Origin of the sequence: Streptomyces sp. NPDC059455, assembly GCF_042750115.1 — a bacterium.
Lineage (GTDB): Bacteria > Actinomycetota > Actinomycetes > Streptomycetales > Streptomycetaceae > Streptomyces > Streptomyces endocoffeicus.
On sequence record NZ_JBHYVB010000012.1, the window covers coordinates 73757 to 86091 of the forward strand.

8 protein-coding genes are annotated in these 12335 nt (G+C 72.6%); 6 read left to right on the plus strand and 2 right to left on the minus strand.

Translation table 11 applies throughout. The features are described from left to right. The first annotated feature begins 20 nt into the window (after positions 1 to 20). Positions 21 to 680, plus strand: coding sequence for a hypothetical protein (locus tag ACFXB5_RS06350; RefSeq protein WP_385203088.1), 660 nt, complete (start codon positions 21 to 23; stop codon positions 678 to 680). Positions 681 to 780: 100 nt separating this feature from the next. On the opposite strand, the gene ACFXB5_RS06355 is transcribed toward ACFXB5_RS06350, so the two are convergent. Then, positions 781 to 1404 carry a hypothetical protein gene (locus tag ACFXB5_RS06355; protein ID WP_385203090.1) on the minus strand — a complete coding sequence of 208 codons (624 nt, stop codon included), beginning with the start codon at positions 1402 to 1404 and terminating at the stop codon, positions 781 to 783. Between the two features lie 229 nt (positions 1405 to 1633). After that, positions 1634 to 3799, minus strand: coding sequence for a RecQ family ATP-dependent DNA helicase (locus tag ACFXB5_RS06360; protein WP_385203092.1), 2166 nt, complete (start codon positions 3797 to 3799; stop codon positions 1634 to 1636). A 110-nt stretch (positions 3800 to 3909) separates the two neighbouring features. Between ACFXB5_RS06360 and ACFXB5_RS06365 the strand changes: the two genes are divergently transcribed. The 5 genes from ACFXB5_RS06365 to ACFXB5_RS06385 all read left to right on the plus strand — a co-directional run bounded on the left by ACFXB5_RS06365 (position 3910) and on the right by ACFXB5_RS06385 (position 12258). After that, entirely contained in the window at positions 3910 to 5448 is a 1539-nt protein-coding gene (locus ACFXB5_RS06365; RefSeq protein WP_385203095.1) for a DUF4192 domain-containing protein, read from the plus strand. 391 nt (positions 5449 to 5839) lie between these two features. After that, on the plus strand, positions 5840 to 6601 hold the full coding sequence (locus ACFXB5_RS06370) for an NUDIX domain-containing protein (RefSeq protein ID WP_385203097.1): 762 nt from the start codon (positions 5840 to 5842) through the stop codon (positions 6599 to 6601). A 130-nt stretch (positions 6602 to 6731) separates the two neighbouring features. Continuing rightward, positions 6732 to 9020, plus strand: a complete 2289-nt coding sequence (locus ACFXB5_RS06375; protein WP_385203100.1) for an ATP-binding cassette domain-containing protein — start codon at positions 6732 to 6734, stop codon at positions 9018 to 9020. A 256-nt stretch (positions 9021 to 9276) separates the two neighbouring features. Then, a complete protein-coding gene (locus tag ACFXB5_RS06380; protein WP_385203103.1) occupies positions 9277 to 10230 on the plus strand; it encodes a FadR/GntR family transcriptional regulator in 954 nt (317 codons plus the stop codon). 468 nt (positions 10231 to 10698) lie between these two features. Next, positions 10699 to 12258, plus strand: a complete 1560-nt coding sequence (locus ACFXB5_RS06385; RefSeq protein ID WP_385203106.1) for an RNA polymerase sigma factor — start codon at positions 10699 to 10701, stop codon at positions 12256 to 12258. Positions 12259 to 12335 lie beyond the last annotated feature (77 nt).

Below are 12335 nucleotides of genomic sequence, written 5' to 3' on the forward strand. Positions count from 1 at the left end.
CGTTTGATAGACATCAGCCCATGCCTCTCATCCCCGAGGAGCCTCAGATTCACGAGAGTGTCCCGGGTCCCCGCGCGACACCGGCCGCAGGCCGTACCGCGTCGACCCCTCGTCCTGTCCCTGGTCCCGGCCCCCGGCCCGCACCGCGGCGGCCCGGAAGCCCCGGTCCCAACCGTGGCTCCGCCGGAACCTCGTCGGCCCAGTCGCAGCGCACCACGAGCGATGCGACGAAGCCCGCGCCGACCGCCCCGGCGGCTTCGGCTGCCCAGGCCGCACCCACCGCCACGAAGGCCACGCCTCAGATCCAGCTGATCCCCGCCACGGTGGACGGCGCCCTGGACGCGGCGGACGAGGCGGTCGACCTGCTGCTGGATTCCGGCCGGGCCCCTGGTGAGATCCTGGTGCTGACCACCGGGGAGCAGCATCCGTGGGCGGCACATGAGTTGTCCTTCGGCGAGGCGTCCTACTGGGCGCAGCACGACGCCGGAGACGATGTCTTCTACGCCGGTGCGGATGCCGACCGTCTCAAGGGCCGTCCGGTCGTGGTCGTCGCCGTCAACGGTGGTGCGAACGACGCCGTGGCCCGCGCGCTGCCCGAGGCGATGGGCCGTGCCGGGACGCTGCTGATCGTCTGCGGCGATCCGGAGCGCATCAACACCCTCATCGGTCCCGGCGCCTGAGGCCGCACGTCCCCGAACGCCCGGTGTCCGGCAGTCTCTGTCCCCCGTGGCGGAGCTGTCCGGCGTCCGGACGGCCGGTGGCCGTGCGGCCCGCGACCGGTCAGACGGCGGCGGAGTGGCTCAGTGCCTTGCGCCGCCCTCCGAGGTGGGGCCGCGGCAGCGCCTTGGCGTCGCCGTCGCCCTCGACGGCCACGGCCAGCTCGCTCGGCAGCGAAGCGGAGTGCGGCCGACGGCCGCCCCGCCCCTCGCCGAGGACTCGCCATCCGTCGTGGGTCAGCGTGATGTACGCACCGCAGCGCAGGCCGTGCAGGGTGCAGGCGTCGCGCAGCCCCCACATCCAGGCGCCGTCCTCCTCCGTCCACCGGCTCTCGCCCTCGCGGCAGTAGAGCAGCACGGCGGTGCGGATCGGTGTGCGGCGCCGCAGATCGTGCGGGATCACCCGGCGCAACTGCGCCAGCAGCGCGTTCCGGAAGTCCCAGCCGTCGACGCCGGCAGCGCCGCAGCGGACGAACGAGGCGCTCGCCGTGAGCCGTTCCTCCGGATCGAGGACCGCGACGACGGCGGTCGAGGGCGTCGGCAGATGGCGGATGTGCAGTCCGGTGACCACCTCGCGCGGATTGCGCAGCAACGGGATTCCCGCTGCCGCCCACTCGGCGGGCTGGAGCATCCGGCCGGCTCGGGAAGCGGAATCGGCGGACGGTGGCGGAACGAAGCCGAAGGTCACGGTCCTCCCTTCGTCTGCGCCCACGGTCCGTGCGAAGGGTCGGGCACGGGCGCGGGCCACGACACAGCCCCGTCGGTACCACGGCCGGACCGGGGGCGAGGGAGCTGCTGACAATTCTCGCGGTAGCGCCCGCGTGCGGCAATGCGCAGTCGGCACCACTGACCGTTTTACCTGGATGTGCGTTCTATATTCCTGGCCGGTTGGCGCCCCGCCGTGGCCCCGGCCGTCTCTACCCCTGCACGGCCAGGACCAGCGGAAACACCCCGGCCGCTCCGGCCCGGCGGAGCAGCCGGGAGGCGACGGCCAAGGTCCAGCCGGTGTCCGCCAGATCGTCCACCAGCAGCACCGGTCCACCCGCCTCGGCAAGGGCAGCCGCCAGCGGCGGCGGCACGGTCAGCGCGCCGTGCAGCGCCCGTAGCCGCTGGGCGCTGTTGGTGCGCGGCACCCGGGTGTCGATCTCGCCGTCGTGGTACGCGACGCTTCCGAGCAGCGGCAACCGGCCGACTGTGGCGATCCGTTCGCCGAGTGACCGGATCAGCTGGGGGCGGGTGCGGGAGGCGATCGTGACCACGCCCACGGGGCGATCCGGGGCGTCCGGCGCGCCAGAGGCCCAGCCGCCGGGGCCCTTGGCCCAGTCGGCGAGCACCGTCACCACCGCACCGGCAACATCGTCGGGCACCGGGCTGTCCGGGCTCTGCGGGGCCAGCAGCGGCCGCAGCCGGTTTCCCCAGCCGATATCGGACAGCCGACCCAGGGCCCGGCCCGGAGCGGCCTGCTCACCCGCCGGAATGCGGCCCTTGAGGTCGACGCCCACCGCGGGCAGCCCGGTCGGCCACATGCGGCGCGGCTCCACCTCGACACCGGGCCGCCCCAGCTCGCCGCGCGCCGCGTCCAGCGAGGCGGCGGACACCTCGGTGGTGAACCGCGCCCCCGCGCAATTGTCGCAGCGGCCGCAGGGCGCCGCCTTCTCGTCGTCCAACTGCCGCCGCAGGAACTCCATCCGGCAGTCGGCCGTCGTGGCGTACTCCCGCATGGCCTGCTGCTCGGTCTCCCGCTGGCGCGCCACCCACGCATACCGCTCCGCGTCGTACGCCCAGGGCTGCCCGGTGGCGGTCCAGCCGCCGCGCACCCGCCGCACCGCGCCGTCCACGTCGAGCACCTTGAGCATGATCTCCAGACGCGACCGCCGCAGCTCGACCTGGGGCTCGAGCGCGGGCAGCGACACCGGCCGGTCCGACGCCGCGAGCACGTCGAGCGTGCGGCGCACCTGCTCCTCGGGCGGGAAGGCGAGCGAGGCGAAATACCGCCAGATCGCCTCGTCCTCGCGGCCGGGCAGCAGCAGCACCTCGGCGTGCTCCACACCGCGCCCGGCGCGCCCGACCTGCTGGTAGTAGGCGATGGGGGAGGACGGCGAACCGAGATGCACCACGAAGCCGAGGTCCGGCTTGTCGAAGCCCATGCCCAGCGCGGAGGTGGCGACCAGCGCCTTGACCCGGTTGGCCAGCAGGTCCTCCTCGGCCTGCTGGCGATCCGCGTTCTCCGTCTTGCCGGTGTAGGAGGCGACGGTGTGGCCGCGCTGCCGCAGGAACGCGGTCACCTCCTCGGCCGCGGCCACGGTGAGGGTGTAGATGATCCCGGAGCCCGGCAGCTCATCGAGGTGGTCGGCGAGCCAGGCGAGCCGGTGCGCGGCGTCCGGCAGCGGCAGCACGCCCAGCCGCAGGCTCTCCCGGTCCAGTGGGCCGCGCAGCACCAGCGCCCGCCCGGTTCCTTCGCCCGTGCCCAGCTGCTCCGCCACATCGGCGGTGACCCGCGCGTTCGCGGTCGCCGTGGTGGCGAGCACGGGCACGCCCTGGGGCAGATCGGCGAGCATGGTGCGCAGCCTGCGGTAGTCGGGCCGGAAGTCGTGGCCCCAGTCGGAAATGCAGTGTGCCTCGTCGACGACCAGCAGGCCGGTGGCGGCGGCGAGCTGAGGCAGCACCTGGTCGCGGAAGTCGGGGTTGTTGAGCCGCTCCGGGCTCACCAGCAGCACATCCACCTCACCCGCGGCCACCTCCGCCTGGATGGTGTCCCACTCCTCGGTGTTCGCGGAATTGATCGTTCGGGCCTGGATACCGGCGCGGGCGGCGGCGTCGACCTGGTTGCGCATCAGCGCGAGCAGCGGGGAGACGATCACGGTCGGACCGCTGCCGCGCTCGCGCAGCAGCGCGGTGGCGACGAAATACACCGCCGACTTGCCCCAGCCGGTGCGCTGCACGACCAGCGCCCGGCGGCGCTCGGCGACCAGCGCCTCGATAGCTAGCCATTGATCCTCCCGGAGCCGGGCGGAGCCGGTGGTGTCCCCGACGAGGCGGGCCAGGACGCGGTCGGCCGAGATGCGCAGGTCTTCGTCGCTCATGCCCCCATGCAACCCGATCCCGCCGACATCGCGCCAACGCCCCCGGCAGCCTGTGGATAACGTTATCCACAGGGGTGGCGGGGTCGGCTGCGCTGAGGGACCGTCGGGCCATGACTCGACACAACGAAGCGGCCGGTCTGCCCGGCGAAGAGCAGGTCACCCTCCGCAGCCCGGCCGAGCTCGCCGATGCCCTGCCCTATGTCCTGGGCTTCCAGCCGGACGACAGCATCGTGATGATCGCGCTGCACGGCGCCCGCGGCCGGTTCGGCGGCAGGCTCAGGCTCGGCATTCCCCGGGTCCCGGAGGAGTGGCCCGAGGTCTGCGATCAGCTCGCCGAATGCCTGATCAGCGGCAGCGAGCGGCGTGGTGTGCGGCCGGACGGGGTCGTTCTGTTCCTGTGCCAGGAGCCGGCCGAGGGCGAGTCCGCGCAGGAGGCGATGGAGCGGCTGCGGCCTCTCTCTCAGCGGCTGCGCATCGCGTGCGGTGGGTTGGAGGTGCCGGTGTTCGAGGCGCTGTGCATCTCCGGCGGCCGGTTCTGGTCGTATGTCTGCCCCGACCGGCGCTGCTGTCCGCCGGAAGGGGTTCCGCTCGCGCTGCCCGGCACGTCGGTCATGGCCGCGGCGGCGACGTTCGCGGGGGTCCAGGTGCGCGGCTCGCTGCGTGAGATGGAGGCCAGGCTCGCCCCGCTCGGGGCGCCTCGGGCCGATGGGCAGGAGCGGGTGCTGGACGCGGCCGGGGCCGATCTTGTGCCGAGGATTCTGGACGGCGCCGGCTCCGCGACGGTGCGTGCGCAGACCCTCGGTCTGGTGGGCCGGATGCTGGACACGTTCCAGGCCGCGCCGCCGGTCGCCGACGCCTGTGCGGCCGATCTCCGAGATGACGGTCTGCTCGATGATCAGGAGGCGGCCGCGATGATCATCGGGCTGCAGGACCGACGGACCCGGGACCGGGTGGCCGGCTGGATGGAGGAAGCGGACGCCGACGCGGCGCTGCGGCTGTGGCGCGCGCTGGCCCGACGCTGTGTCGGCTCCTACGGGGAGTATGCGGCGGCGCCGCTCACCCTGGCGGGGTGGGTCGCCTGGTCGGCGGGTGATGAGCTCATGGCACGGGTGGCGCTCGGGCGTGCCCTGCGTGTTGATCCCGACTACCTCTTCGCGAGGTTGTTGCACCAGGCGTGCAATGAGGGGGTCCATCCGAAGCTGCTGCGTCAATGTTTGCGCCGGGAGGAGTCTGAGCGCGCCGACCAGGCTGACCGCGCCGACCGCGCCGACCGTGCCGTGCACGCCGCGGTGCACGCGGAACTGGAGCGGCTCGGCGACTTGGCTGCAGCCGAGCCGCGGGAGGTGGCTGGAGCCTCGGCCGAAACGGCCATGGAAACGGCCCTGGAAACGGCCGGACCGGTCGAGTCGGCTGAGTCCGCCGAGACGGCCGCCCGCGCGGAGGCGGAGGCGGAGGAGTTGGAGGAAGCGGGGGAGGCGGAAGACCAGATGGATCCGCAGTCGGCGCGGGAGCGGCCGAGCGGGGCGGCGGGCCGGGGCGGCAGGAGCGCCCCGGCGGGGACGAGCGCCCCGGGTGGCAGGCGCCGTCCGGAAGGGCGGCCGCGCACCCGGCGCCGCACCGGTGGCCGGGGAACGCGCAGCCGCCGCTGACCCGGCCAGGACGGGGGAGCCCTGGGGCGGGGGCCAGGGGCGGCAGGCGGGTTGTCCTCGGAGGTCCCTCCGCTGGACGAGTTCGGCGGCTGAGCCACCGGCCGCGACGGTCGGCGGGTGTGCTGAGACCCGGCTGCTAGGGACGGACAGCGGACAGCGGACAACGGTCGGCGGTCGGCGGACGGCGAGCGAGGGAGGTGTGCCGAGGCGCGGCGGCCCGGGGCGGCCGGTGGGTCGGGGGTGTGGCGGTCTGCCCGCGTAGGGCGGCGCGGGGGATTCGGAAGGAGGTGTGGGAATCGTGCAGGCGAGCGCTTGAGAGAGCGATTTCACGAACATCGGTGATCATGCTCAAGAGCCTGATTATCGTCAGGCAGACGACTATGATCGCGTCATGCCCTACGACCCGTCGGCTTTCCCGGCATTCGCCGTCACCGTTGATCTGGTCGTGCTCACCGTGCGGCGGCATTCGCTGTGTGCGCTGGCCGTTCGCCGCGGGGAGCCGCCTTTCAAGGGTCGGTGGGCGCTGCCCGGCGGTTTCGTACGGCCCGATGAGGATCTCGCCGTCGCCGCGGCCAGGGAATTGGCCGAGGAGACCGGGCTGCTCGCCCATGACCCCACGCTTCCGGTCCCTCCGAACGCCGCCCACCTCGAGCAGCTCGCCACCTACGGCGATCCGAAGCGGGACCCCCGGATGCGCGTGGTCAGCGTGGCGCATCTCGCGCTGGCGCCCGATCTGCCCGCGCCCCGGGCCGGGGGCGACGCGCACAGTGTGCGCTGGGCGCCGGTCGAGTCGCTGCTCGACCAGGAAGGGGCCTTCGGGCGCGACAACGATCTGGCCGCCCCGCTCGCCTTCGACCATGCCCGCATCCTCGCGGACGGGGTCGAGCGCGCCCGCTCCAAGATCGAGTACTCCTCGCTGGCCACCGCCTTCTGCCCGCAGGAGTTCACGGTCGGCGAGCTGCGCCGGGTGTACGAGGCGGTGTGGGGCGTGGCCCTGGACCCGCGCAACTTCCACCGCAAGGTCACTGGCACCCCGGGCTTCCTGGTGCCCACAGGCGGTACGACGACCCGTCAGGGCGGCCGTCCCGCCCAGCTGTTCCGGGCCGGAGGGGCGACGGTGCTCAATCCGCCCATGCTTCGTCCCGAGGTGTGACGGGCCATGACACGACGACTCCCCGGGAGTGCTATGTCCTGACGAAATAGGACATAGCGGGTTAACGTTCTCCGGTACGCCACCAGTCCCCACGTGCCATCGAGCGGTTCCATGCCCCGCGGGAGAAGCCATGATCCAGGCCACCGGACTGACCAGCACCCCCCGCCGCAACCAACCGCCCGTTGTCGACGACCTCACCTTCGAGGCCCCGGCGGGCCGGGTCACCGCACTGCTCGGCGGCCCCGACGCGGGCAAGACCACCGCGCTGCGGCTTCTGCTGCAGCTCGACCGGGGCCATGGCTCCGCCTTCTTCCGGGGCCGCCCCCTGCACCGCATCCGGCGCCCGGCTCATGAGATCGGCGTTCTCCTCGAGGACGTCCCCGGTCACCCGGGTCGCACCGTGCGGGGGCATCTGAGGATGCTCGGTGCCGCGGCCGGGGTGGCCGCCGCACGCGCCGATGTCGTGCTCGATGTGGTCGGCCTCACCGATCTGGCGGATGAGCGTCTCGGTGATCTGTCCACCGGGGCGGAGCGTCGTCTCGAGATCGCCACCGCGCTGCTCGGGGACCCGCACACCCTGGTCCTCGATGAGCCCGCACGGGGCCTGTCGGCCCGGGACACCGCCTGGCTGTACGGGCTGCTGCGCCAATTCGCCGCCCAGGGCGGCGCCGTCCTGGTCGCCACCGAGGATGCCGAGGGCGTGATCCGCCTCGCGGACCAGGTGCTCACCCTGGAAGCGGGGCGGCTGGTGGCCGACCAGCCGGTGGACGAGTTCGCCCGCACCCGGCTGCGCCCCCGTGTCGTCGTCCACTCGCCGCTCGTCGGCCGCCTCGCCGCCGTCCTGGAGGAGGAGGTCGAGGCCGCCCGGCAGTTGGCCGAGGCCCAGGCGGCGGAGGAGGCCCGCGCGGCGGCCGAGCTCGCGGCCAGGACCGAGGTTGCCCAGGCTGACACGGCCCAGCCCGACGTGGTCGACGGGGGCGACGTCGTCAAGGCCGAGAGCGCCGGGCCCAAGGCCAGGAAGAGGGCGATCTGGCGCAAGGTCAGGAGGGCCCAGTTCGCCACCCGGGGCTCCGCCGCGGCCGAAGCGAAGAAGGCCACCGCGGAAGCCACGGCCAACGACAAGACGGCCGGCGACAAGGCGAACAAGGCAGGCACGGCGAACACGGCAGACACGGCGAACACGGCAGACACGGCGAACACGGCAGACACGGCAGACACGGCGAACACGGCAGACACGGCAGACACGGCAGACACAGCGAACCCGGCGGACAAGGCTGTCCCCGCTGCCGTCCCCGCCTCCATCCCCGCCCCCGCTGCCGACACCGACCCGGTCGGCGCCGAAGCGGCCCACGCGCGGACCGGAGTCGGCATCGGCATCGGCGCCGGGTTCGGAGCCGGGACCGAGCCCGAGGAGGAGCCGGTCGCCGCGCCCGCCGACCCGTTCTCCGTGGTGCGGGACGACGACACCCACATCTCCGTCTACGGCCTGTCCCCCGCCTCCGTCGGGGAGACCGCCTACCGGCACGGCATCGTGGTCCACCGGCTGGTCGAGGAGACCGCCGATCTGGGCCCGGGGACTCCCGCCGCCGCCCGCGCCCGCGACCCTGAGGCGCCCCCGCTGCGGCTGCTCCCCAAGCTCCGCTTCCCCGGCCCCGCCTGGCCGATGCGCTACGAGGTGCGCCGCGCCACCGGCGTAAGGACCGGCTGGCTGATCGGCGTCGCCGCCATCGTGGCCTCGCTCCTCGCCTCCGTGCTGCTCGCCCGCGCCGGTGACACCGGGGAGCTGCACCGGCTCACCGGCTGGCCGGCCGACCTCCCGCTGCCTCCCGTCGCCATCGCGGCCGGTCTCCTGGGCGCTCTCGCCTTCGGCGACGAGTTCCGCTTTCCGGCACTGGCCGCGACCCGGGACGCCGTACCCCGCCGACTCGGGCTGCTGGCCGCCAAATTCGCGGTCTGCGCGGCCGGTGCCGTCCTGCTGTCGCTCGGCGTCATCGTGCTCGACAGCGCGGCGCTCCTGCTGCTCGTGGGCGGCAACGCGGTGCCGCTGCCGGGCGACTGGCCCGCGCTGGTGGTCGGCGTCTTCGGTCTGACCATCGGCTCGTCGTGGGCCGGGCTGCTCGCTGCCGGAGTCTTCCGTTCCGCCGCGCTCGGGCTGGCCACCCTGCTCGCCGTGCCGATCCTCGCGGTGCCCGTCGTCCAGCGCGCGGCGCAGGACCCGTCGCTGCGTTCGCTGGTCATGCTGCCGCACCGGCTGCGCGCGGCGACGCTGGACCGGTCGCCCTCCATGATCGACCGAGGGCTGGCGGTCGCGCTGCGGCTCGCGTCCCAACCGGTCGGACAGGCGCTGATGTTGTCGGTGGCCGTTCTGCTGTGCGCCTACGCCCTCACCGGTCTGCGCGGCAAGAGCACCCGCCAGTAGCACTCGCCCTGCGCCGGGCGTCCACGCCCGCCCGGTCGACCACCAGCCCGCCCGCTCCGACGCACCCCCCATCCCGTGACCCCCCACCTCGCAGCCCGCTCGGTCCGTAGCCCGCCCGGCCCCGTACCCAGCCAGTGGATCAGGCCCGAAGCGGATTCGCACAGCCGTCGCGCGAACTGCTCGCAACTCCCCGCAGGATGCTTCTTTCTGTCCGATTGAGCGTCAATTATGAGGTAATGGGCGATCACCCTTTCGTGTGCTTTTCACCAAAGACCTCAAGGGCTTCCGAGGCGTCGCCGACAAAGGATGCGTGAGTACCCTTGCGCACACCACGATGACCGCGGCTCGCCCCGCCGACTCCGGCCTGGCCGGTTCGGGCGAGCTTGACCGCTACTCCTACGCCGAAGCCCCCGGCGCCGACCGCGGCAGCGCCCCCTCCTCCTGGGACGGTGCCGAGGCGGAGATCGGCCGGGTGGGCCGACGCGCGGCCGGCAACCGGGGCCGCGGGCTGCACGGCCAACTCGTTCAGCAGCTGGGCCAGATGATCGTCTCCGGTGACCTGGGCGCGGACCGTCCGCTCGTCCCCGAAGAGATCGGTCAGCGCTTCGAGGTCTCCCGCACCGTCGTCCGGGAATCACTGCGCGTCCTCGAGGCCAAGGGCCTGGTCAGCGCCCGCCCCAATGTGGGCACCCGGGTCCGCCCGGTCAGCGACTGGAACCTGCTCGATCCGGACATCATCGAGTGGCGCGCCTTCGGTCCACAGCGCGACGGCCAGCGCCGTGAGCTGTGCGAGCTGCGCTGGACCATCGAGCCGCTGGCCGCCCGTCTCGCCGCCGGGCACGGCCGCGAGGAGGTGCAGCAGCGGCTCGGCGACATGGTCGAGATCATGAGCCATGCGCTGGCCCAGGGTGACGCCCTCACCTTCTCCCGCGCCGACGCCGAGTTCCACGCGCTGCTGCTCCAGGTCGGGGGCAATCGGATGCTGGAGCACCTGGCGGGCATCGTCGCCGCCGCGCTCCATGTCTCCGGGGCCCCGGTCTCCGGCTGCGACCGCCTCACCGAGGCGGGGGTCGCCCACCACCGCAGGATCGTCGAGGCGGTCGGCGAGGGTGACGCCGCGGCGGCCGAGGCGGCGATGCGCCAGCTGCTGACCGTCCACCCGGATCTCGATCATGCCGAGGTCGGGGTGCCCGCGCCGCGCGAGCACTGAGCCGCGGCGCGTCCGGTCGCCCGGATCGCCGGGCGTCCGGAGCGTGCGGCGTACGACGTACGGCAAGGCGGTGTCAGTAGGCGGCGAGTTCCGGCCCGATGAATGCCGTACGGCGTACGAGAGGGCGTCGCCGGATCCCGCGTCGCGGGTTCGGCGGCGCGGCGCGATCTGATCGATCGGCGCCGTGTGACTCCCATCGGTGCGCGACTGGGAGTTTTCTGTCCCGTTGGATGGGCATTAAGACCGTTATGGGGTGTGACTCGGGCCACGAGTATTGGGCGTAACGCTCTTTGGGGCAGCGCGATGATTAAAGAGGTGGCAGCCGCGGAGGGAATACGGATGTCGCTCAAAACGCTGTACTCCTCCGCACTCCGCCCGCGCCGTCGGTTCATCCCTGCCGGCGGTCGTCGGCTCCGGTCCCCAGTGGACTGAGCCGGAAGCCGTTTCCAACGTTCCGAGAGGTTGTTCGTGTCGGCCAGCACATCCCGTACGCTCCCGCCGGAGATCGCCGAGTCGGAGTCTGTCATGGCGCTCATCGAGCGGGGAAAGGCTGAGGGGCAGATCGCCGGCGACGATGTGCGCCGGGCCTTCGAGGCTGACCAGATTCCGCCAACCCAGTGGAAGAACGTACTGCGCAGCCTCAACCAGATCCTCGACGAGGAGGGTGTGACGCTGATGGTCAGTGCCGCAGAGGCGCCCAAGCGCACCCGTAAGAGCGTCGCAGCGAAGAGCCCGGCAAAGCGCACCGCCACCAAGACTGTCGCGGCCAAGACGGTCACCGCCAAGAAGGCCCCCGCCGCCCCCACCGCGGACCCGGGCGCCGCCCCGGCCGGTGAGGCCATGGCCGCACCCGCGAAGAAGGCCGCCGCCAAGAAGGCCGCGGCCAAGAAGGCGGTCGCCAAGAAGACCGCCACCGCCGCCGCCAAGAAGACGGTCGCGAAGAAGACCACCGCCAAGAAGGACGTCACCGACGAGCTTCTCGAGGGCGAGGAGGTCATCGAGGAGGCGCCGGGCAAGCCCGGCCCCGAGGGCGCCGAGGCCGAGCCGGAGAACGCGGGCTTCGTGCTCTCCGACGACGACGAGGACGACGCCCCCGCGCAGCAGGTCGCCGCGGCCGGTGCCACGGCCGACCCGGTCAAGGACTACCTCAAGCAGATCGGCAAGGTCCCGCTGCTCAACGCCGAGCAGGAGGTCGAGCTCGCCAAGCGCATCGAGGCCGGTCTGTTCGCCGAGGACAAGCTCGCCAACTCCGACAAGCTGGCCCCCAAGCTCAAGCGCGAGCTGGAGATCATCGCCGAGGACGGCCGTCGCGCCAAGAACCACCTCCTGGAGGCCAACCTCCGTCTGGTGGTCTCGCTGGCCAAGCGTTACACGGGCCGCGGCATGCTCTTCCTGGACCTCATCCAGGAGGGCAACCTCGGTCTGATCCGCGCGGTCGAGAAGTTCGACTACACCAAGGGCTACAAGTTCTCCACGTACGCCACCTGGTGGATCCGTCAGGCGATCACCCGCGCCATGGCCGACCAGGCCCGCACCATCCGTATCCCGGTGCACATGGTCGAGGTCATCAACAAGCTGGCGCGCGTCCAGCGCCAGATGCTCCAGGACCTGGGCCGTGAGCCCACCCCGGAGGAGCTGGCCAAGGAGCTCGACATGACCCCCGAGAAGGTCATCGAGGTCCAGAAGTACGGCCGTGAGCCGATCTCGCTGCACACCCCGCTGGGCGAGGACGGCGACAGCGAGTTCGGTGACCTCATCGAGGACTCCGAGGCGGTCGTCCCGGCCGACGCGGTCAGCTTCACCCTGCTGCAGGAGCAGCTGCACTCCGTGCTCGACACGCTCAGCGAGCGCGAGGCGGGCGTGGTCTCGATGCGCTTCGGCCTCACCGACGGTCAGCCGAAGACCCTCGACGAGATCGGCAAGGTCTACGGCGTGACGCGTGAGCGCATCCGTCAGATCGAGTCCAAGACGATGTCGAAGCTGCGCCACCCGTCCCGCTCCCAGGTCCTCCGTGACTACCTGGACTGATGTGGACCGCCGCTGCATAGCCGCCTCATAGCGGAAGCGGTACCGCGGCCAGGGCCGGCGCCCCACCCAGGGAGCCC

Bases quoted from the DNA above. Each gene is read 5' to 3' on its own strand.
- ACFXB5_RS06370 (WP_385203097.1), top strand. From the start codon at position 5,840: ATGCCCTACGACCCGTCGGCTTTCCCGGCATTCGCCGTCACCGTTGAT.
- ACFXB5_RS06365 (WP_385203095.1), top strand. From the start codon at position 3,910: ATGACTCGACACAACGAAGCGGCCGGTCTGCCCGGCGAAGAGCAGGTC.
- ACFXB5_RS06360 (WP_385203092.1), bottom strand. From the start codon at position 3,799: ATGAGCGACGAAGACCTGCGCATCTCGGCCGACCGCGTCCTGGCCCGC.
- ACFXB5_RS06350 (WP_385203088.1), top strand. From the start codon at position 21: ATGCCTCTCATCCCCGAGGAGCCTCAGATTCACGAGAGTGTCCCGGGT.
- ACFXB5_RS06375 (WP_385203100.1), top strand. From the start codon at position 6,732: ATGATCCAGGCCACCGGACTGACCAGCACCCCCCGCCGCAACCAACCG.